The 20,811-nt window shown below is 61.7% G+C and carries 24 protein-coding genes and 1 tRNA gene; 8 read left to right on the forward strand and 17 right to left on the reverse strand.

Going from position 1 to position 20,811, the window contains the following annotated elements:
- Positions 1-84 precede the first annotated feature (84 nt).
- From mobB to moaA, 5 genes are all read right to left on the reverse strand, one after another.
- Positions 85-594 carry a molybdopterin-guanine dinucleotide biosynthesis protein B gene (mobB, locus tag E5X88_RS29165; protein ID WP_292167365.1) on the reverse strand — a complete coding sequence of 170 codons (510 nt, stop codon included), beginning with the start codon at positions 592-594 and terminating at the stop codon, positions 85-87.
- Positions 591-1,217 carry a molybdenum cofactor guanylyltransferase MobA gene (gene mobA, locus E5X88_RS29170; RefSeq protein ID WP_292167367.1) on the reverse strand — a complete coding sequence of 209 codons (627 nt, stop codon included), beginning with the start codon at positions 1,215-1,217 and terminating at the stop codon, positions 591-593. The genes mobB and mobA overlap by 4 nt, the downstream gene beginning before the upstream one ends.
- 59 nt (positions 1,218-1,276) lie before the next feature.
- Positions 1,277-2,197 carry a DMT family transporter gene (locus tag E5X88_RS29175; protein WP_292167368.1) on the reverse strand — a complete coding sequence of 307 codons (921 nt, stop codon included), beginning with the start codon at positions 2,195-2,197 and terminating at the stop codon, positions 1,277-1,279.
- A gap of 312 nt (positions 2,198-2,509) precedes the next feature.
- Positions 2,510-2,983, reverse strand: coding sequence for a Vmc-like lipoprotein signal peptide domain-containing protein (locus E5X88_RS29180; RefSeq protein ID WP_366664751.1), 474 nt, complete (start codon positions 2,981-2,983; stop codon positions 2,510-2,512).
- 56 nt (positions 2,984-3,039) lie between these two features.
- Entirely contained in the window at positions 3,040-4,035 is a 996-nt protein-coding gene (moaA, locus tag E5X88_RS29185; protein ID WP_292167371.1) for a GTP 3',8-cyclase MoaA, read from the reverse strand.
- Positions 4,036-4,227: 192 nt separating this feature from the next.
- Here moaA and E5X88_RS29190 point away from each other — a divergent pair, with 192 nt between their 5' ends.
- A complete protein-coding gene (locus tag E5X88_RS29190; RefSeq protein ID WP_208760133.1) occupies positions 4,228-4,587 on the forward strand; it encodes a DUF971 domain-containing protein in 360 nt (119 codons plus the stop codon).
- Positions 4,588-4,610: 23 nt separating this feature from the next.
- Here the strand turns inward: E5X88_RS29190 and E5X88_RS29195 are convergent, their stop codons facing one another.
- Complete coding sequence (locus E5X88_RS29195) at positions 4,611-5,039, reverse strand: nuclear transport factor 2 family protein (protein WP_292167373.1); 429 nt, start codon at positions 5,037-5,039, stop codon at positions 4,611-4,613.
- 156 nt (positions 5,040-5,195) lie between these two features.
- Here E5X88_RS29195 and E5X88_RS29200 point away from each other — a divergent pair, with 156 nt between their 5' ends.
- Positions 5,196-5,807, forward strand: coding sequence for a pyridoxamine 5'-phosphate oxidase family protein (locus tag E5X88_RS29200; protein ID WP_292167375.1), 612 nt, complete (start codon positions 5,196-5,198; stop codon positions 5,805-5,807).
- Positions 5,808-5,863: 56 nt separating this feature from the next.
- Here the strand turns inward: E5X88_RS29200 and E5X88_RS29205 are convergent, their stop codons facing one another.
- On the reverse strand, positions 5,864-6,316 hold the full coding sequence (locus E5X88_RS29205; RefSeq protein ID WP_292167377.1) for a MarR family transcriptional regulator: 453 nt from the start codon (positions 6,314-6,316) through the stop codon (positions 5,864-5,866).
- A 47-nt stretch (positions 6,317-6,363) separates the two neighbouring features.
- On the opposite strand from E5X88_RS29205, the gene E5X88_RS29210 reads away from it, so the two are divergent.
- Positions 6,364-7,275 carry an alpha/beta fold hydrolase gene (locus E5X88_RS29210; RefSeq protein WP_292167379.1) on the forward strand — a complete coding sequence of 304 codons (912 nt, stop codon included), beginning with the start codon at positions 6,364-6,366 and terminating at the stop codon, positions 7,273-7,275.
- A gap of 70 nt (positions 7,276-7,345) precedes the next feature.
- On the opposite strand, the gene E5X88_RS29215 is transcribed toward E5X88_RS29210, so the two are convergent.
- On the reverse strand, positions 7,346-7,960 hold the full coding sequence (locus tag E5X88_RS29215; RefSeq protein WP_292167381.1) for a TetR/AcrR family transcriptional regulator: 615 nt from the start codon (positions 7,958-7,960) through the stop codon (positions 7,346-7,348).
- Between the two features lie 99 nt (positions 7,961-8,059).
- Here E5X88_RS29215 and E5X88_RS29220 point away from each other — a divergent pair, with 99 nt between their 5' ends.
- Positions 8,060-8,806 (forward strand): 3-oxoacyl-ACP reductase family protein, encoded by a 747-nt coding sequence (locus E5X88_RS29220; RefSeq protein ID WP_292167382.1) that lies wholly within the window; start codon positions 8,060-8,062, stop codon positions 8,804-8,806.
- A gap of 210 nt (positions 8,807-9,016) precedes the next feature.
- Positions 9,017-10,939 (forward strand): murein L,D-transpeptidase, encoded by a 1,923-nt coding sequence (locus tag E5X88_RS29225; protein WP_292167384.1) that lies wholly within the window; start codon positions 9,017-9,019, stop codon positions 10,937-10,939.
- A gap of 12 nt (positions 10,940-10,951) precedes the next feature.
- On the opposite strand, the gene E5X88_RS29230 is transcribed toward E5X88_RS29225, so the two are convergent.
- From E5X88_RS29230 to E5X88_RS29270, 9 genes are all read right to left on the reverse strand, one after another.
- Positions 10,952-11,428: a hypothetical protein gene (locus E5X88_RS29230; protein WP_292167386.1), complete on the reverse strand. Its 477-nt coding sequence runs from the start codon at positions 11,426-11,428 to the stop codon at positions 10,952-10,954.
- Between the two features lie 178 nt (positions 11,429-11,606).
- Positions 11,607-11,861 (reverse strand): PepSY domain-containing protein, encoded by a 255-nt coding sequence (locus E5X88_RS29235; RefSeq protein ID WP_292167388.1) that lies wholly within the window; start codon positions 11,859-11,861, stop codon positions 11,607-11,609.
- Positions 11,862-11,956: 95 nt separating this feature from the next.
- Complete coding sequence (ugpC, locus tag E5X88_RS29240; protein ID WP_292167391.1) at positions 11,957-13,027, reverse strand: sn-glycerol-3-phosphate ABC transporter ATP-binding protein UgpC; 1,071 nt, start codon at positions 13,025-13,027, stop codon at positions 11,957-11,959.
- Entirely contained in the window at positions 13,020-13,169 is a 150-nt protein-coding gene (locus tag E5X88_RS29245; RefSeq protein WP_292167393.1) for a hypothetical protein, read from the reverse strand. Before E5X88_RS29245 ends, ugpC begins: the two co-directional genes overlap by 8 nt.
- A 4-nt stretch (positions 13,170-13,173) precedes the next feature.
- Positions 13,174-14,049 carry a carbohydrate ABC transporter permease gene (locus tag E5X88_RS29250; RefSeq protein ID WP_292167395.1) on the reverse strand — a complete coding sequence of 292 codons (876 nt, stop codon included), beginning with the start codon at positions 14,047-14,049 and terminating at the stop codon, positions 13,174-13,176.
- Between the two features lies 1 nt (position 14,050).
- Complete coding sequence (locus E5X88_RS29255; RefSeq protein WP_292167396.1) at positions 14,051-15,118, reverse strand: carbohydrate ABC transporter permease; 1,068 nt, start codon at positions 15,116-15,118, stop codon at positions 14,051-14,053.
- Positions 15,119-15,187: 69 nt separating this feature from the next.
- The gene (locus tag E5X88_RS29260) at positions 15,188-16,450 is read right to left on the reverse strand and encodes a sugar ABC transporter substrate-binding protein (RefSeq protein WP_292167399.1); all 1,263 of its coding nucleotides are present in this window, start codon (positions 16,448-16,450) and stop codon (positions 15,188-15,190) included.
- A gap of 467 nt (positions 16,451-16,917) precedes the next feature.
- Positions 16,918-16,992 (reverse strand) — tRNA-Val (locus tag E5X88_RS29265).
- Positions 16,993-17,120: 128 nt separating this feature from the next.
- On the reverse strand, positions 17,121-17,804 hold the full coding sequence (locus E5X88_RS29270; protein ID WP_292167401.1) for a phosphoglycolate phosphatase: 684 nt from the start codon (positions 17,802-17,804) through the stop codon (positions 17,121-17,123).
- 153 nt (positions 17,805-17,957) lie between these two features.
- Between E5X88_RS29270 and rpiA the strand changes: the two genes are divergently transcribed.
- The 3 genes from rpiA (at position 17,958) to gor (ending at position 20,780) form a co-directional block, all read left to right on the forward strand.
- Entirely contained in the window at positions 17,958-18,689 is a 732-nt protein-coding gene (gene rpiA, locus E5X88_RS29275; RefSeq protein ID WP_292167403.1) for a ribose-5-phosphate isomerase RpiA, read from the forward strand.
- Positions 18,676-19,239: a DUF2059 domain-containing protein gene (locus E5X88_RS29280; protein WP_292167405.1), complete on the forward strand. Its 564-nt coding sequence runs from the start codon at positions 18,676-18,678 to the stop codon at positions 19,237-19,239. The genes rpiA and E5X88_RS29280 overlap by 14 nt, the downstream gene beginning before the upstream one ends.
- Positions 19,240-19,391: 152 nt before the next feature.
- On the forward strand, positions 19,392-20,780 hold the full coding sequence (gene gor / locus E5X88_RS29285; RefSeq protein WP_292167407.1) for a glutathione-disulfide reductase: 1,389 nt from the start codon (positions 19,392-19,394) through the stop codon (positions 20,778-20,780).
- Positions 20,781-20,811: the final 31 nt, after the last annotated feature.

Raw genomic sequence — 20,811 nt, forward strand, 5'->3', positions numbered from 1 at the left:
TTTGCTTTCCCGGATAGTGATGACGCTGGGGCAGGCACAGTAACGGGAAAGGAGGGCAGCCGAATGCTCCTCCGGGTCATGCCCTCAGCGCGTCAAACCTGTCGCGCGCTCGATGAAGTCGGCTATCGATTTCGTGTCGTCGAGATCGAAGACCGGCAGGCTTTCGCCCGCTATGGCGAAGTCGGCTGCGATGGCGGCGATATGCGGATCATTTGCCGAAAGCGGTGCCCGGTCCTTGGCATCGAGCCGTCGCGTTTCGATCTTGCTGTGCGCCTCGCGCTTGTAACCCTCGACCAGCACGATATCGCAGGTGCCGAGCCGCGACAGGATCGCATCCAGCGTCGGCTCGTCCTCGTCGCGCAATTCGTGCATCAGCGCCCAGCGCCTGTCCGACACGACCGCGACTTCCGTGGCCCCGGCCTGCCTATGGCGAAAGCTGTCCGCGCCTGGTTTGTCGATGTCGAAGTCGTGATGGGCATGTTTCACCGTCGAGACTTTCCAGCCACGCCGGGCAAATTCGGCGACCAGCTTTTCGGTCAGTGTCGTCTTGCCGGAATTCTTCCAGCCGGTGATGCCGAAGACGCGTCTCATCATGGCTCCATGCTCTGCAGCAGACGTTCAGCTTCTGCAAGGTCGTCGGGCGTGTTGATGTTGAAGAAAGGGTCGATCTCGTGCCCGCAGGAGTTCCACATCGGAAATTCGACATCGACAAAGCCGTGCCGCTCGATGAAGGCGGAGACCCGCCTATTGTCTTCATCGACTAGGAAACGGCGCAAGGCGTCGTGCAGACCAAGCGGCCAGAGCGCGAATGTCGGATGCCGCTTGCCACCCGAACTGGCGACTGCGATCGCGCCGGGACGTTCCTTGACTACCGCGGCCAGCCGCCCGACCACATCCTCGGGAAAGAACGGTGTGTCGCCGGCGACAGTGACGACCGCACTGCAAGCCATGGACGCCCACTCGAGGCCGGTCAGGATGCCGGCAAGCGGTCCCGCGTAACCCTCGACCGTATCGGCAAGCACCGGCAGTCCGAACCCGGCAAAGCGTGTCGGATCGCCGTTGGCGCTCAGCGCCAGCGGTCCGACCTGCGGGGCAAGACGCGCGACGACATGGTCGAGCACGCGGCGGCCTCCCAGCGCAAGCAGGCTTTTGTCGCCACCGCCCATTCGCCGCGACTGGCCACCGGCCAGAATAATCCCTGCAATGTCTCGGTTCATCGTCCGCTGTCTTTTCGCCGGCCCCAAATCGCCAGGTTCCAGCAACCCTCGGGGCTCGTCTATATGCCGTCCGGCGCCATATCAGGTCCAGCGCTTTCGGCGGCTGTCTTTCGCCGGCCGACGATGCGTTCGCGGTAAAGTGCGTAGAGGCCGGAGCCGACGATGACGGTGGCGCCGAGTATCATCGGCAGGTCGGGGACGTCGCCGAAGATGGTGAGGCCAAGCAGGATCGAGCAGAGCAGGGCTGTGTAGCGGAACGGCGCGATGAACGAGATGTCGCCCACCCGCATCGCCATGATGATGAACTGGTAACCGGTGACCACGAGCACTGCAGCCAGTGCCAGCAGCGCCGTGCTTTTTCCCGCCATCGGTGTCCATCCACCCATTGGCGAAAGCAGTGCCGCCCCCAGCACCGTCATGGCGAGTGCTGTGGCGGTCGACACCAGCAATGTCGGAATGGCTTGCGGTATTCGCTTGGTGGCAAGGTCACGCACCGCACAACAGACGACGCAGGCGAGCGCCAGCAGCGAATAGACACTAAAACCCTCGAAGCCTGGCCGCACGATGATCAGCACGCCGGCAAAACCGATGGCGATGGCCAGCCAGCGCCGCCAGCCGACGCCTTCATTGAACACAAGTGCTGCGCCCATCGTCACCGCCAGCGGCAGCGCCTGCAGCACGGCTGAGACATTGGCGATCGGCAGATGCGCCAAAGCAACCAGAAACGACACCGTAGCACCGGCTTCGCCTGCGACGCGCACCGCAACCATCGGCTGCAGCATCGAGCCGGGCAAGGCAAGCGCACCGCGTTGCCAGGCAAGCAGGCCGACGAAGAGCGAAGCAAAGGCGCCGCGGATCAGCATGACCTGCGCCATGTTCATGGATTCCGACGCGAATTTGGTGATCGCGTCGTTTAGGGTGAAACCAATCATGGCCACCACCATAAACAGCGCACCGCGCAGATTTGGCGAAAGAAGCAAAGGACGTTACCAGTTGTGCTTTTGCATCAAGCCTGTAGCAGCCGGTCACGAAACCGCAACGTGAAAGAACTGGGCCACGGCCCTTCGCCGTTGCCCGCCATGTCTGCCGCAAGGGCGGACTTAGTTCGGCGTCAGCATCCCGGTGCTGTTGCCTTCCTTGCCGGCAATCGTCCACAGGCCGTTGTAGCGAACCGCATGTCGTGTCCCCACCGGGCGAAGAACCGCCCCGGAGCGGGAGGCTTGGCTTGAACGTTTAGCCGGTAAATCCAGCAACCGCTGCGGACAAGACTTTTCCAGGTGTGACCGAACTGCTCACGGACCCCTGAGGCTGCCCGCTATGACGCCAACCAACGGGTCGTATTTCGATTTCAGGGCCGGCGGGTATTTGATCCAGACGCTGCGGATGATGCCGTCCTTTCCGAACAGACGACGCTCGTAAAAGATGGTTCCATCCTTGAGTCCCGACAGCACCGCCCAGTCCTTGCCGGTCTTGCTGTAGGTGATCTTGTAGCTTGGCCCTTCTCTGGCTCTCTCGGCGGCAACAAAACCTTTCGGGGTGTCATCATCGATGTTGAAGATGCCGGAGCAGATCAGGCTGGCACCGTCCGCGCTGAGCCATTGCTGCCCGTCACCATTCTCCGGCTCTGGCAGACGATCGGTGAAAATCTCGTCGGGAAAGGTGCAGACGGTGCCAAAGCGCGCATTGGTATAAGTGAATGGCGCAGCAATTGCTCCGGTCGTCGCAATCGCCGCCAAAGACGCCAAGATCGAGAAGAAATGCTTCATGCCATCACCCCGCAGCCAATGACTGGAGGCGATCTTGCACTAAATCGACGAAAAAATCAGCCGCCGGTCACGCTCATGTGCCGCGACACCGATGGACGGTTGGTGCGGCGGTCGATGATGAAATCATGGCCCTTGGGTTTGCGGCCAATGGCTTCGTCGATGGCGTCGGCGACCAGCTCGTTGCCTTCGGATGCACGCAACGGTGCACGCAGGTCGGCGGCATCCTCCTGGCCGAGGCACATATAGAGTGTGCCGGTACAGGTCAGCCGGACGCGGTTGCAGCTCTCGCAGAAATTATGCGTCATCGGCGTGATGAAACCAAGCCTGCCACCGGTCTCGGCGACGTGGACGTAGCGGGCCGGGCCGCCGGTCTTGTAAGGAATATCGGTCAGCGTGAACTGCCGCTCAAGTGCTGCGCGCAGCAGCGACAGCGGCAGATACTGGTCGGTACGGTCGGCATCGATCTCGCCCATCGGCATGGTTTCGATGACCGTCAACTCCATGCCGCGGCCGTGCGCCCAGCGCAGCATCTCCGGCAGCTCGGCGTCATTGAAATCCTTCAGCGCCACCGCATTGAGCTTGACCTTCAGCCCGGCTGCCTGGGCGGCGTCGATGCCATCCATGACCTTGTCGAGATTACCCCAACGGGTGATCTGGCGGAATTTTTCCGAATCCAGCGTGTCCAGCGAAACGTTGATGCGCTTGACTCCGCAATCGGCAAGCTCAGCGGCAAAGCGCGAAAGCTGCGATCCGTTGGTGGTCAGCGTCAGTTCTTCCAGAGCGCCACTTTCGAGGTGACGCGCAATCCGGCGCACCAGATGCATGATGTTCTTGCGCACCAGCGGCTCGCCGCCGGTGAGGCGCAGTTTCCTGACACCCTTTTCGACGAAGACCGTGCACAGCCGGTCGAGCTCTTCGAGCGACAGCAGATCCTTCTTGGGAAGGAACGCCATGTCTTCGGCCATGCAATAGGTGCAGCGGAAATCGCAGCGGTCGGTGACCGACACGCGCAAATAGCTGATCGTGCGACCAAAAGGATCGATCATGTCCATGCGACTGCGTTTCCCGTGGCTGCGAACGGCATCGTTATATATGGCTATGTGATACGATCCAACCTGTCATTCAAGATAAGAGGTTTCGATCGTTGGTAACATCGCGCCGCCGACAGATTGTGTCGGAAGCTTCGAAGCAGCCTTTCCCCGTTGCGCGAAGCGGCGTAGGGAAAGGCAGATGATGTGGAACTTATCACCATGACGGCGCCGAAGGAACTCAGGGTCTCGAAGGATCGCAGGCTGCTTACCGTGACGTTCCCCGACCATCAGCCGTTCGAACTGCCGGCGGAGTTTCTGCGCGTCGCGTCGCCGTCGGCCGAAGTGCAGGGCCATTCGCCCGAACAGCGCGTGACCGTTCCCGGCAAGCGCAACGTTGCGATCCTGAAGATCGAACCGATCGGCAACTATGCCGTCCGCATCACCTTCGACGATTTCCACGATACCGGCATATTCACCTGGAATTACCTGCATACGCTGGGTCATGAGAAGGACGCACGCTGGGCCGCTTATCTCGCCGAGTTGGAAGAGAAGGGGTTAAGCCGCGATCGTTGAATGGTTCCTTCGGGACGCTCTGGTCAACGCAGGACCGCCAGTATCTCGCTGGTGTCGTGATAGAACGGCGTGCCTTCGATCAGCCGGTCATCCCTAAAGCGCAAGACTTCGGCAAATGGCTGTTTAACGGTTGCACCACTGGCCCGCGATGTCAGCGACAGCGTACAACTCATGAACACCATGTCATCATTTTGCGCGGCTTGAAGGCCCTCCACTGTCACATCGCTCCAGATTTCCCGCATCTTGCGGAAAAGGGCGCCAACGCCGTCGAGACCATTCCAGTCACCAGCATAGGGCAGGGATCGCGGTTCGTGCACGACAACTTCGGTGTGAAACGCGCCGGCAAGCATATCGAGGCTCTCCGGCCCTGATTGCAGGAAGCGCATTTCAACCTCGAACATGGTTTCAAGAAGTTCCATGGCGGTGCGTCGTCGATCGAGTGGTTTATCCATTTCGGTTCTCCGCGTTCAGTATCGTGTGGTCAACGCGGCTTGCCCTTAATATCGTTGGTTCGACACCCGTTTCCTGACGGTCGAAAAGATGGCGCCACGTGTCGTCAAAGCGTCACGGACATGGAGTAGCGGCGGCGGATATTCGGAGACGAAAGCATGTCCATCATCACCACGGTCGAACAGCTCGAAGCCCTTTATGGCCTGCCCGGCGAGACCTCGCTGGTCAAGGAACTCGACCATGTGATTCCGGAATACGCCGCCTTCATCGAGGCCTCGCCCTTTGCCGCGCTCGCGACCAGCGGGCCGGAAGGGCTGGATTGCTCGCCGCGCGGCGATCTCGCAGGCTTCGTGCGCATCCATGATCCGAAAACCCTGATGATGCCGGACAGGCGCGGCAACAACCGCGCCGATTCGCTCCGGAACATCCTTCACGATCCGCGCGTCGGCCTTTTGTTCCTGGTACCCGGTTCCGGCACGACGCTGCGGGTCAACGGCCGCGCCCATATCACCATGGATGCCGCGCTCTGCGCCTCGTTCAGCGTCGACGGCAAGCCGGCTCGCTCAGTAACAGTCATCGATGTCGATTCGGTCTATTTCCAGTGCGCTCGCGCCGTCCACCGGTCGGAACTCTGGAACCCGGCGAGGCATGTCGACCCGAAGTCGCTGCCGACACCTGGAAAAATCCTGGAAATCACCAGCCGGAAAGGCATCGACGGTGAGGCCTATGACTGGGAATGGCCGGAGCGCGCGAAAAAGTCGATGTGGTGAACGGAACGCTCCGCGAACCCCAAAACCGGTTTCCACTTTTGGGTCCGATGCTCCGGTCACGCTTCCTTGAGCACGTCGGCAATCTTGCGCATCTGCTCGCCGATCATGTCGCATTGCTCCGGCGTCGATTGGCTCATCGCCTTCTCGATCAGCGCCATATGAATCTTCAGCGCCTGCATCAGCAGTTCCGTGCCGGCCTCGGTCAAAGTCAGCCGCAACACCCGCTTGTCCTTCTGATCGCCTTCGCGGCGCAACAGGCCTCGTGTTTCGAGTTGCGGCAAAAGCATGGTGATGTTGGAGCGGCCGACCAGCAGCCGGCGGGCGAGATCGTGCTGCGACATGCCGGGATGGCGGTAAAGGTTCATCAGCACGTCGAGCTGCGCCGGCTTCAGGCCCAGCGGCGCGAGCTTCACCGCCAGCGTGCGCTCCAGCACGTGGCAGGCGCGCGCCACCGCGACCCAGTTGCGAAAACGCGGGTTGTCCCAGGGTAGCTCTTGTTTAATGTTCATGTTTGAACTATTATGTTCATGCTTGAACGAATGGATGGATCGCCACTATGGCATCATTTGGATTGAAGGTCATCCGGGGCGTGTTTGCTGCTGCCGAACATGTGGCTCCCCGCCTTACCGGGCGCGCGGCGTTCGAACTGTTCTGCCGCACGCCGAACGCCAAGATTCTCAGCGAGGGCGAGCGACGCGCCGTCGATCGCGCCGCCGGCTTCATGGCCCAGGCCCGCCATCATCGGCTGAAGACCAAAAACGGCTGCGTCATGGTGCATGAATTCAGGCCGGAGCCGGGCAGGGTGGCCGCCGGCACGGTGCTCGTCATCCATGGCTGGCGTTCGCGCACCGAATATATGCGCACGCTGATCGAAGGCTATCGTGACGCCGGCTACAAGGTGGTTTCGCTCGACCTGCCGGGCCACGGCCAATCGCAGGGCCGCCGGCTCACGCTGGTCAGCGCAGTCGAAGCCGCATGGCTCGCCGGCGAATGGTTCGGCCCGTTCGTGGCGATCGTCGGCCATTCCTTCGGCGGTGCTGTCGCCGCCAATGCCGTCGTCGGTTCGGTCAAGAATATCCCGCCGCTGGCGGCCGAGCGGCTGGTGCTGATCGCGGCGCCGAGTTCCCTGCCGGCGATCTTCAATGATTTCAGCCGCATGCTCAGTGTCGGCCCGCGCTCGCAGGCCGCCATGGCCGACCGGGTCGAACGCATCGCCGGCCGGCCGCTTCGCGAATTCGTCGGCGACCGCCAGCTTGCGCGCACGCCGGTGCCGACGCTGGTCATCCATGCGCCGGACGACCGCGAAGTGTCCGCCGACCATGCAAGGCTCTATGCCGGCGCCGGCGACCATGTGCGGCTTTACTGGGCCGACGGGCTCGGCCATCGCCGCATTCTCGCCGACAAGGGCGTGGTCGAGCGTGCGGTCGGCTTCGTTGCCGAACACCGGGAACCGTCGCTGCTGCATTGACCTGAAACAGCTTGCTTCTTTCCTGCCCGGACCCGATCGGGAGTCCGGCCGCCTTCAGGTCGGCGTTTTGTCATGCCGCGGCCACGTCGGCCATCTCGTTCCACGCCGCCATCGCCCCGGCCACCGTCGCCAGAAGCGCCGCGCGCGATGCACCGTCGCGCGCCTGGATCGACATGCCATGCTGCACGGTCGCGTAGAAGGTCGCAGCCGTGCTGCTATCGAAACCTTGCGGCAGTTCGCCTTCCGCCACGCCACGTTCAAGCCGTCTAAGCAGGGCCGCGCGGCTCTCGGCGCGGCGGCGGCGCAGGTCATCGCAGATGGGGCCGCGGCTTGAGTCCTGGTGCAGTGCGCCGAGCGCGATCAGGCAACCTTGCGGACGATCGGTCTGCGAATAGGCCTTGGCCGTCTGACGCAAGAAACACTCGATCGCCTGGCGCGCGGTCGGCGCCTTCTCCAGCGCCGACCAGATATCGGTGCCCTCGACCTGCGTGTAGAACTCGGTCGCCTCGAGGAAGAGTGCCTGCTTGCTGCCGAAGGCGGCATAGAGGCTGGGCGAGTTGATGCCCATCGCCGCCGTCAGGTCGTTCATCGATGCGCCCTCGTAGCCCTTGGTCCAAAACACCTCCATGGCGCGCCGCAAGGCGGCGGTTCGATCGAAGGTGCGGGGGCGTCCTCGTTCCGGCATGGCATCCTTTTCTGTGTTGATTGATACATAAATCGGTTGACGTGCCCGGGCAAGGCTGACAGATATTTATGTATCGATCATTACAAAATGGAGAGCCAAATGTCATCCAAAGGCTTGAACGGCAAGGTCGCACTTGTCACCGGCGGCAGCCGTGGCATCGGCGCGGCGATTGCGCGAAGGCTCGCGGCCGACGGCGCCCGTGTCGCGCTCACCTACGTGAACGGCGAGGAGCAGGCCCGCGCTGTCGTCGGGCAAATCGAGGCAGCCGGCGGTCATGCCATTGCCATCAAGGCTGACAATCGCGACGCCGCCGCAATCCAGGAGGCGGTCAGCGGGGTGGTGAGGGCTTTCGGGCGGCTCGACATCCTCGTCAACAGCGCCGGCATCTGGCGCGCCGCGCCGATCGATGTAATGCCGCTCGCCGACTTCGATGAGACCATGGAGGTCAATGTCAGAGCCCCGTTCGTGGCCTCGAAGGCGGCAGCCGTGCATATGCGCGAGGGCGGCAGGATCATCTCGATCGGCAGCAATCTGGCGGAGCGTGTCACCGACACCAGCCTCAGCGCCTATTCGGCCAGCAAAGCGGCATTGGTCGGCTTGACCAAGGCATTGGCGCGCGACCTCGGTTCTCGCGGCATCACCGCCAACGTCGTTCATCCCGGGTCGACCGACACCGACATGAACCCGGCAGGCGGTCCGCACGCCGAGCATCAGCGTCAGAAGATGGCGACGCCTCGCTTCGGCAAGGCTGAAGAGATTGCCGGCATGGTCGCCTGGCTGGCAGGTCCCGAAGGGCGCTTTGTAACAGGCGCTGCACTGACCATCGACGGCGGCGCCAACGCCTGACCCGTGCACTGTTGCCCGGAACCGGAGCGAAGCCAATTCGCTCCGGTTATCACTGTGTTGTGAAACTGTTCTGCAACAGACCATCCGAAATTTATGGAAGCTTAACGAAATCAGTATGAATCGGTGTAGTCGCGTCTTACACCGTCATGCGGTGGCGAGACCGTCAAGCGATGCGCAACGGGAACCGGTTGCAGCCGGAGCGGGTGATCCATGAAATTCCTCGGAAACAAAGCAACCGTGATGCCGCTTGCGGTGGTCACGGCAATGCTGGCTTTCGGCGTGCCGCAGGCGGACGCGCAAGGGCTTTTCGAGAGGCTTTTCGGCGGCGGCATCAGGCACGCACCGCGAGGCGATTTCCCCCCGCCGCCATCAAGGCAGCAGCCGAGATACAAGCCAAATGCAGACGCGCCGGCCGTTTCTCGCAGCGGCGGTGGTGGCGCCCAAATCAGCAGCCCGTCCTATTACACCTACAAGAGCGACCCGCTCGTGCGTGTCGACTTCTCGGCGCTGGCGTCAACGTCGGAGTCGTCGGAGTCGGCGATGCCACAGGATGCCGCCTTCCAGCCATCTTCCGCCACCGACGCTGCCTTCCGCGAAGCGATCGCTGGACTCGGTGACTACGAGCTCTACGCCGAAAAAGACATTGCCAAGGCGCTCATTGACTATTACTCGGCCAATCCGAATTTCATCTGGGTAACGGAAACCAGTGCCAACAGCCGCGCGCAGGATGCGGTGCGGGTACTTGGCGAGGCGGCGAGCTATGGCCTCACACCTGGCGATTACACGCTAGAAGTGCCCGCCGCCGGCGCATCGACGAGCGACACCGATGCGCGGCTGAAGGAGCTCGTCCGCTTCGAGATGGCACTGTCGGCGCGCGTCCTGCGCTACGTTCATGACGCGCAAAGCGGCCGCGTCGATCCCAATCGCATCACTGGCTATTATGATTTCCCGGCCAAGCCGCTCGACATGGAAGGCGTGCTGAAAACGCTGACACGCACCCAGCAAGCGCGCACCTATCTCGAATCACGGCATCCGCAGAACGTGGAGTATCAGGCGCTGCGCGTCGAACTGGAATCGCTTCAGGCCAGCGCCGAAGACGAGATCGTCATCGACCCCAAGCTGTTGCTGAAACCGGGCGAGATCAGCCCCGAACTGCCGAAGCTTCTGACCAAGATCGCGCGCAATCTCGATGACGAGATGGGCGGCACATATGGCGAGATTCTGGCCAGGCTCGCCACCAGCGAGGTCTATGATCCGGAGCTGGTGCCGGTCATTAAGGCAGTGCAGAAGAAGGCAGGCATGAAGGGCGACGGCGTCATCGGGCCGCGCACTGTCGCGGCGCTGGTCGGGACGTCCAAGGTCGACAAAATCCAGAAAGTAAAGGTCGCGCTGGAAGAGTTGCGCTGGCTGCCATCCGATCTCGGCAGTCCGCGTGTCTTCATCAACCAGCCGGCGTTCACGGCGAGCTACATCGAAAATGGCGAGGAGAAGCTGAAGACGCGCGCCGTCATCGGCAAAACCACGAACCAGACTTCCTTCTTCTACGATCAGGTCGAGCAGGTCGACTTTCATCCCTATTGGGGCGTGCCGCAGTCGATCCTCGTCAATGAGATGCTGCCCCGGCTGCGCAGGGATCCCGGCTATCTCGACCGCGCCGGCTACGAAGTGGTCAACGCGCGCGGCAAGCGCATTCCCTCTTCCTCGGTCAACTGGGGCGCCTATGGCGCGAAGATACCTTATGGCGTGCGCCAGCTGCCGAGCGAGGCCAATGCGCTGGGCGAACTGAAGATCCTGTTCCCCAACAAGCACGCAATCTACATGCACGACACGCCGCAGAAGTCGTTTTTCCAGCGTGACATGCGGGCGCTCAGCCACGGCTGCGTTCGCCTGCAGGATCCACGCGGCATGGCGGCCGCCGTGCTCGGCACCTCGGTCGACTACATCGCGGAGAAGCTGAAGCACGGACATTCGACCGAAAAGGTCGCGCGCACGATCCCGGTCTATGTCGCCTATTTCACTGCCTGGCCGGACATGTCCGGCAAGGTCGAATACTTTCATGACGTCTACGACCGCGATACGCGCCTGCAGCAGGCGCTGGACAGCACGGAAGCGGTGCGCTCGCCGGCAAGCTGAGAACGATCGGTCCTAACGCTGGGAGAGCGGGCGGCGGAAACCGGCTTCACGTCCGGCGATCAGCCAGTAGACCAGACCGGCGACAAGGCCAGCGGCAGCGATGATGCCGATATCGGCCCAGCGCTCGGGGCTCAGGTCCTCCGGCGCGCTGGGCCAGATCAGGGCGAAGCCGGAAGCGGCGGCCGCGGCGCCGAAGACCATGTGCAGCCAGAAACTGCAAAGCGAAAAGAATTCGGCGATCAGCGCGAAGATCAGCGTCTGCAGGCCGGTCAGCACGATCGTCAGGAAATAGACGAACATGCCGAGCGGCGGCACGACCAGCGCCGCGATGGGGGTGACCCCCATGAAATCGAAATACTCCGGTGCATTAGGCAGCGAACTTAATGCACCATAGATCGTAGCCATGGCGATCAGCCCGACCAGCACCGCAACGAAATAGCCGGCGAGCATCATCAAAACGCGTTTCGCCACATGCTTTACCGTCGCCATGCCCACTCCGTGCGGCGTAATGACAGCGGCGCAGTCAGCCATCAAAGATGCATTGGCGCAAGAGGATACGAAAGCGTGCAGAAATGACCGCGCCGCCCTGGTGAAGCTACGGCGCTGCCAGTTTCCGAGGGATCGTCGCCAAGCTGGGCGCGTATTGCCTGGAGGAAAGTGGAGCGAGCTATTTCGGCTCGGCTGTTACCGGGTCATAGGTGATCTCAACTTTCGCCTTGTCGGTCGTGTAATAGGTGACGGTGTAGGCGCCGCTGTCCCAATCGACCTCGTCGATGTAACGAAAGTCACTACGCTGCTCGACCTTGGCGATGATTTCAGACAGTTTCTTGGCATTCTGGGGTGGCAGCGGTCTGTCATCTGCGGCAGATGCCGGTCCGAAAAGAAGAACTACGACAGCTGTCGCCAAAACAAGTCTGGACATGGCTTTCCCTCACACTTCGACAAGTAGAAACTCGCGGCCCTGCAGGTTTGTTCCGGGTTCTGGAATGCGCCCGCTACGGCGCAGCCATCTGCAGCTCACCCGTCCTCGGGGAAGAGATGGGCCAAGGCCGTGTCGAACATGAGTTCCAGAGCGTCATCCGGTTCAAAGATCTTGTCCTCATCGAAGGCCGCAATGAGCTCGCGACCGTCGCGAAGCGTCAGGTCCACGACCGTTTCGCTGCCCAGCCGCTCGGCAAGTGCTACAGTGCCGTGCAGCATGCCTTTTCCAGACGGCGCCTCCCGCAGGTACTGCGGACGAATACCCAGGATGGCCTTGCCGCCTTTCCGGAACGGGCGCCTTTTGGTCGCCACCCTGATCGGCTCCAGGGATTGGTTGCCAATCGTCGCCGCTTCGCCATCAAGGTCGAGGACGTCGACGTTCAGGAAATTCATCGACGGCGCTCCTAGAAAGCCGGCTACGAACCTGTTGGCCGGCTCGTGATAGAGCTCCATCGGTGCGCCGATCTGCATGACTTCACCGTCCTTCAGGACCACGATCCTGTCAGCCAGCGTCATCGCCTCGACCTGGTCGTGGGTGACATAGATCATTGTTGTGCCCAGTTGCCTGCGCAGCCGGCCGATTTCCATACGCATGTCCATGCGCAGCGCTGCGTCGAGATTGGAGAGCGGCTCGTCGAACAGGAATACGGCCGGTTTGCGCGTGATTGCGCGCCCGATGGCGACTCGCTGGCGCTGGCCGCCGGAAAGCTGGCTTGGGCGGCGGTCGAGCAAATGCTCCATTTGCAGGATGCGCGCGGCCTCGGCGACCTTCTGCTCCTTTGCCTGCTTGGAAGCGCCTGCAATCGTAAGACCGAACGCCATATTCTCGCGTACGGTCATGTGCGGAAAAATGGCATAGCTCTGGAACACCATCGCCACACCACGTTCCTTGGGTTGGAGCTCGTTGACCACCCGGCCTCCGATCTTGAGGATGCCTTCGGTTATGTCCTCGAGACCGGCGATCATGCGCAGCAAGGTGGACTTCCCGCAGCCTGACGGTCCGATAAAGACGACGAACTCGCCATCGTTGATGTGGATGTCGACTCCTTTGATGACGTCGACGCGACCATAGGATTTCTTGACGCCCTTGAACGAGACCTCAGCCATAAGCGATGGCTCCCGTTTCGTGGTTCATGTGCCGCAATTCGGGATCGCCGATTGATTTACCAGCCTTGAGGAAATGCCGGCGCTTGCCGTCATGAACATACCAGCTGTCCCGGATCCACTGGTCTTTGAGCGCGAGAACCATGTATTCAGCCCTTCACGCCGGTCGAGGCGATCGATGCGATGAAGGCGCGCTGCAGGAAGAGATAGAAGATCAGCACCGGGACGGTGATAAGGGTGAGATAAGCCATGACCTCGCCCCAGGCGACGTTGAGTTGAAAGAAATAGCCGAGGCCGACCATGACCGGGCGGTAGTTTTCCTGTTGCACCACGATGAGAGGCCAGAGATATTGGTTGTACATGACGAGGAACTTCAGGATGGCGGCGGTCGCCAGAACCGGTCCTGAGAGCGGCATGACGACGCGATAGTAAACCTGCCACCAGCTCGCGCCCTCCACCCGGCTCGCCTCGATCAGCTCGCCCGGCAGCCCTTTGAAATACTGCACGAACAGGAAGATCGTCAGCCCGTCGGCGATCCAGGGGATGATCTGCACCCGGTAGGTGTTGAGCCAGCCCCATTCCAGCCCCTCGAGCCCGATCCAGGGCAGTTTCGAGACCAGGAGCAGCAGCGGGATAGCGATGGTCTCGAAAGGGATGATCAGCGTGGCGATGACGATCGAGAGCATCACATCGCGCCCCTTCCACTGCAGGAAAGTGAAGGAGAACGCGGCCAGCGAACAGATCAGCAGCGAGAGAAGGACGGTCACCCCGGTGACCAGAACCGAGTTGAAGACGAACAGGCCGACCGGCGCCCGCTGGAACGCCCCGAAATAGTTGTTGAGGCTGATATCCCCCACGGGCAGGAAGGCACGCAGGCTGGAGGTGTCCGCGAGGAGCTGACTGTCGGGCTTGAAGCTCGAGTTGATCATGAACACGAGCGGAAAGATGAAGATCAGCGCGATCAGGGACAGCACCAGATAGCGGACGAAAAGCCTCAGGCCGTAATTGTCGGGATTAATGACCATCTTAACGCTCCCGCGTCAGCCAGCGCTGGATGAGTGAGATCGTCAGCACGATCGCGAACAGGATGACCGAGATGGTCGAACCGCCCGAGATGTCCTGCTTGCCGTAGCCGCGCTCGACGGCCTGGAAGACGAGGGTCTGGGTGCTGTCGCGCGGACCGCCATTGGTCATCACGTCGATCTGGGCGAAGAGCGCGAAGCCCTGCATGGTGATCACGATAAGGACAAGCACGGCGGTGTTGCGCAGGCCCGGCCAGGTGACATAGCGGAAGGTCTGCCATTTTGAAGCCCCTTCGATCGCGGCGGCCTCGTAGAGCGTGGGACTGATCGTCTGCAATCCGGCCAGCCAGATGACCATGTGGAAGCCGACGGCCTGCCAGATCGACATGGCCATGATCGCGGGCAGCGCCGTCGAGGGGCTGCCCAGCCAGTCGACGGGATGGAAGAGGCCGAAGGAGAGGCCCTGGAGGATGCTGTTCAACAACCCGTTCTGGCCGTCATAGATGAACCGCCAGAGGAGCGAGACCACGACGATGGAGACCACCACCGGCATGAAGTAGATGGTCCGGAATACGTTGATGCCCCTGAGCTTCTGGTTGATGAGCAAAGCGAGCACCAGCGCGAGGCCGGCCTGCACCGGCGCCACGACCAGGACGAACAGGAAGGTGTTCACCAGCGCCTTCATGAACACAACGTCGCTGGCGATGACGACCATGACGTTCTCGCCGAACTGCCAGCGGAACCACTCGCGCATGCCGCGATACTGGGGATAGTCGTCGCTGCGGGTGATCTTACGCAGGCGCGGATACTGGATTTCGCCGGCCTCGTTTCGAACCAATTCGCCAGCATCGTCGCGCTCTGGCTCGAGGGTCACCACCGCAAGGCCCAGGAGCTGCCGGTAGTTCTCCAACCCGACGAACTGAGTGGGATTCGGCGACAGCAGCCGCTGATTTGTCAAAGAGAGACCGATCGCGAAGAAAAACGGCAGGATGACGAATATCACGATGAGCGCGAAGCCTGGCAGGGCGAATGTCCAGCCCGTCCGGTTCGACAGGGTTAGTTTCGACGCCATTTGCGATATCCGCCCAGGAAGCCAGAAAGCGTGGAGTCCGCGGTTGGCGCGTACCCCAGTGCGATAGAACTAGCGATGACCGTAGCCGTCGTTGTTTTCGATGTCGGCATCGATCTCGTCGACCGCCGCATCGAGCGTATCAGCCACGTCGGCACCGTTGGCGATGTCGGCCGCCGCCTTGGTGAAGACCTTGGACTGGACCACGTAGCCCGGGGTGACCGGGCGCACCAGAGCTTGTGCTTTGGAGAGGTCAAAGAACATCGCGAGCGTGCCGCCGTCCTTGTAGTTCTTTGTCATCTGTGCCGCCGAGGGCGTGGGCGGGATCAGGCCGATGCCGTCGGAGAAGGCAGCCAGATATTTGTCCTGCGTGGCGAACTTGATGAACTCGGCGGCACCTTCCGGATGCTTGGACTTGGCCGAGACGCCGAACTGCCAGGAGCCCGCACCGATCTTGCTGCCCGCGCCGAAATCGGGGGCTGGAAGGAAGACAACGTCGTCCACGGCTGCCATCGTCTCCACCGCGCGCCAATTGCCATTCCACTGGAAAGCGAACTTGCCTTCGATGAAGCCGGTCTGCTGATCGGCGGGGTCCTCGCTGGTGCCAGGCGCATAGCCACCGGCGAACAGCGATTGCCACCACTCGCCAAAGGCCTGCGCAGCCTCGCCATTCAGCGCGCCTTCCGCGGTCTTGTAGGTCGAACGGTCGACGATGTCCCCGCCGAAGCTCTGCAGGAACGGCGAGAAGGCATAGGAATACCACTCGCCCTGGTCGTTCATGCCGAGATCGAGGGCATATTCATACTTGCCTGAGGCCTTGGCGGCATCGAGCGCGGCCATGAATTCCTCGCTCGACCAGGGCTTGTCGAGGGTCGGAGTGCGCAGACCCAGTTCCTTCAGCGTCGACTGGCGTGCAAAAAGCGCCACCGCCGCGTCCCACAGACCGATCGAATAGAGCTTGCCGTCCCATACACCTTTGGTGCCGGGCAGGAAGTCGGCGAACTCGCTCTCGTCGATCGGCAGCGGCTGCAGATAGCCGGCCCAGGCCCAATTGGGCATGATGGGCCCGTCCACATCCAAGATGTCGGGCAGGTTTCCCGCCAAGGCGGCCGCCGCGATGGAATCGTTGTAGGTCTTCTCTGGGAAGCTCTCGATGCTCACCGCCCAGTCGGACTGGCTGGTGTTGAAGTCGGAGATGATCTGGTTGAGGATTTTCGATTCCACCTCATTGCCGGCGCCGTGATACCACATGGTCAATTTCGTCTGCGCCATTGCGGGCACGCACAGGCAGGTCGACGCGATCATCGCACCGGCGAGGTGGTTTGTCAGTTTCATTGGTTGTTCCTCCCTTTTGACGTAAGGACGCTGACGAATTCAAGGTCAGTTCCGAGTGCCGCCAGGACACAGGACCGAAACCAGCGTCCTGGTTTTCGGGCCGACCGCTGCGGCCCTTGATGAGGTCCAGCAATGTTTGCGGAAGCCGGAAGCATTTGCAATCGCGCTGTCTCATCCAGCGTTTCGGAGCAGAAGGTCGGCGGCGATTCCCTCTCGTCAATTCCCAGGCACCACTATGGAGATAGAAGCTCACCTAGGACGATTTCATCGTCCGTCAACTATCTCCCCAAGCCGCGCTCAATGCGGCCTGAATGGCTCCAGGGGTAGACAGCGCTTTGTGATGTGTACCTGATCGCTTGGCGCAGCGCATGAACGGGTCGGTCGGCGAACCTGGCGATGAGGCAGAAGTTCGAAGCCTGGGCGACAACTGGGAAGCGGATTTGCAGCTTTGTTCCGGGAGCGGATAATGGTGGGCGATGCAGGGATTGAACCTGCGACCCCACCCGTGTGAAGGGTGTGCTCTCCCGCTGAGCTAATCGCCCGCTCGTTGCCCGAAGGCCAAGCGCGCCGCGATATAAGGGAGGCCGGCCGAGGAAGTCAAGGCGATGTCCGGGGCGTTCCGACGAAGACCGGATGCAGCCCGGCCGGAGCGACCCGGTCGCCGTCGCACTCAGCGCCCCGCGGCGGCAATCAGGCGTTCGGCCAGACCAAGCGTCAGCGCATCGAAATGCGAGATCACGGCCGACGGTTCGAATTCGCGCACATGGCGGTCGGTGTAGCCGAAATCGACCGCCACCACAGGAATACCGGCGGCCTTGGCCGTATCGATGTCGGTCTGCGAATCACCCACCATCAGCGCGCGGTGCGGATCGCCGCCGGCCAGCGCGATGGTTTCGGTCAGGTGGCGCGGGTCGGGTTTGCGGAACGCAAACGTATCCTGACCGCAAATCGCAGCGAAATGCTTCGCCAGGCCGAGCGCCTCGATCAGCGCCACCGAGCTGGCTTCGTATTTGTTCGTGCAGACGGCCAGGAGATAACCGGCTGCCTCGAATCGGGCGATGGTCTCGACGACGCCGGGGTAGGGGCGCGATTTGCCCGGGATGTTGTCGGTGTAATGATCGAGAAACAGTTTCAGCAATCGGTCGTGTTCCTCAGCGGCCAGCGATCTCTGCTGCGCGGCATGCGCGCGCTCGATCATCACCCGCCCGCCATGGCCGACGAAGCGCCTGAAGCCGACCTCGTCGACTGCTGCGAGTTCGCTGGCGGCAAGGCTGTGGTTGAGGCTGTCGAGCAGGTCCGGCGCCGTGTCGATCAGCGTCCCGTCGAGGTCGAACACGATGATCGGTCGGGTCATGGCCTGTCCTGTGGCGATTGCGTCGTTGGCAGGCGATAGCCGCTGCGATCCTTTCAGGCAAGCAGTGGTTGGTCGGTCCACAGGCAAGGTCTTTGACCGGACGGGCAAAAATGCTAGGAGCGCCGAAACAAATTTGGGGACGCGACACAAGGCATGGATGCGAGGCAACTGAAGGTCGAAGCGGCACGGGCAGCGCTTGCCCATGTGAGTGATGGCATGCGACTTGGCATCGGCACCGGCTCGACGGCCGAAGAGTTCGTGCGGCTGCTCGCCGAAAAGGTCGCCACCGGCCTCACCATTGTCGGCGTGCCGACCTCGGAGCGCACCGCCATCCTTTGCGGCGAACTCGGCGTGCCGCTGTCGACGCTGGAGGAAACGCCCGAACTCGATCTTACCATCGACGGCGCCGACGAGATCGATCCGGCGCTGACATTGATCAAGGGCGGCGGCGGCGCCCTGCTGCGCGAAAAGATCGTAGCGGCGGCTTCCGCCCGCATGATCGTCATTGCCGACCATTCGAAAATGGTCGAAACGCTCGGTCACTTTCCGCTGCCCATAGAAGTCAACCAGTTCGGCCTGCGTGCCACGGAAATCGCGGTCACTGCGGCGGCCGGAAAGCTCGGTCTTTCCGGTCCCGCCACATTGAGGATGACGGGGAGCCAGCCTTTTGTTACAGACGGCGGCCATTTTATCCTCGATGCATCTTTTGGCCGCATTCCGGATACAAGAGCGCTTTCGAATGCTCTCCACGCCATTCCGGGCGTGGTCGAGCATGGTCTTTTCATCGGGCTGGCATCAGTAGCTGTCATCGCCGGAATTGACGGCATCCAAACCGTCCGTGCCGCCCGAAAACCAGGGAGTTTTATCGATCATGATGTTGCATAACCGGATTCGCCGTCTTTCTGCTATTCTGGCAGCTTCAGCCGTCTTTGCGTTTTCATCGCCGGCATTTTCGCAGGACGTCACCGACGGGCATCTGAAGGCGGCTCGCGCCGCGGTCGCGGCGATCCACGCGACGGACCCGTTCGACAACATCCTGCCGCAGGCTGCCGCCGCGCTTCAGCAGCAGCTGATCCAAAAGAACCCGGACATGCAGGAACTGATCGGCAGGACCATTAGCGAAAAGGCTATGGCGCTGGCCTCGCGCCGCGCCGATCTCGAAAAGGAAGCAGCCATGGCTTATGCCAAGGTATTTTCCGAAAAAGAACTTACCGAAATCGCCGCTTTCTACAATTCCGATTCCGGCAAGAAGCTGCTCGACAGCGGCCCGGCCGTGACGCGTGAACTGCTCAAGGCGGCCGACATCTGGCAGAACGGCGTCGCTCGCGATCTCGCCCAGCAGGTCGGCGAAACGCTGGCCGCGGCAGCGAAGGCCGCAGCGCCGGCGGCACCGGCGGACGCCGCTGGTACGCAGCCGGAAGCACCGAAGAACTGAGCTATTTTCCAAGCGGCGTTGTCGCTGCTGGACCGGAAAGCCCGGCCTCCGTTGCGCATCTGACAGCATGCGCGGCGTTGTAGTCCGGGCTTTTCTTTTGGTGGTTTGCAGCCTACCTGTCTCATACATTTTGAAGGGCAAGGAGCCGCACCATGGCCGGTTACGACTATGATCTTTTCGTCATCGGCGGCGGCTCCGGCGGGGTGAGGGCGGCGCGCGTGGCGGCGGCGCTCGGCAAGCGTGTCGGCATTGCCGAGGAATATCGCTATGGCGGCACCTGCGTCATTCGCGGCTGCGTGCCGAAGAAACTTTATGTCTACGCCTCGCAGTTTCCCGAACACTTCGCCGACGCCGCCGGTTATGGCTGGACTGTGCCGCAGACGAGCTTCGACTGGCAAACATTGGTTGCCAACAAGGATCGCGAGATCAGCCGGCTGGAAGCCATCTACAAGAAGAATGTCCAAGGCGCCGGCGGCGAGACGTTTCAGTCACGCGCCATGCTGGTCGATCCGCATGTGGTGCATCTTCTCGGCGAGGATCGCACTGTCACGGCCGACCAGATTCTCATCGCTACCGGCGGCCGGCCAGCGCCGCATCCGGCTCTGCCCGGCCACGAATACTGCATCTTTTCCAACGAAGCCTTCGACCTCCAGGAATTGCCGAAGGCGATCATGATCGAGGGCGGCGGCTATATCGCCGTCGAATTCGCCAACATCTTTCACGGCCTCGGCGTCGACACCACGCTGGTCTATCGCGGCAAGGAGATTCTTTCCCGCTTCGATATGGATCTGCGGCGCATGCTGCATGAGACGATGGAGAAGAAGGGGATAAGAATTCTCTGTCATGCCGTGTCCGAATGGATCAGGAAGCGGCCGAACGGGCGGCTCGACGCGCTCGTCACCGGCGGCAAGGTGCTGACGGTCGATCAGGTCATGCTTGCGATCGGCCGCCTTCCCAATACCGAGAACATGGGTCTTGAGGGCGTCGGCATCGAGATGACCAAGACCGGCGCCATCAGCGTGGATCAATATTCGCGCACCAATATCGACAACATCTGGGCGATCGGTGACGTCACCAACCGGGTGCAATTGACGCCGGTGGCGATCCACGAGGCAATGTGTTTCATCGAGACCGCCTTCAAGGGCAACCCGACCGCGCCCGACCATGATACGATCGCCACCGCCGTCTTTTCACAGCCCGAAATCGGTACGGTTGGCCTGTCGGAAGACGAGGCCGTAAAACGTTTTTCCGACCTTGAGATCTACCGCACCACCTTCCGGCCGATGCGGCACACACTGTCCGGTCGCGACGAAAGGATGCTGATGAAGCTGGTGGTCGACGGCGCCTCGAAAAAAGTGCTCGGCGCCCATATCCTCGGGCCGGATGCCGGCGAGATGGCGCAGCTTCTCGGCATTCCGCTGAAGGCCGGGCTGACCAAGGATGATTTCGACCGTACGATGGCCGTGCACCCGACCGCCGCGGAAGAACTCGTCACCATGTACAAGCCGACCTACCGGGTGAAGGACGGCGAGCGCGTCTGACGTTTGCCCGTATCGTCACCAACGGAGCATT

The organism is Mesorhizobium sp., assembly GCF_004962245.1.
Taxonomy (GTDB): domain Bacteria; phylum Pseudomonadota; class Alphaproteobacteria; order Rhizobiales; family Rhizobiaceae; genus Mesorhizobium.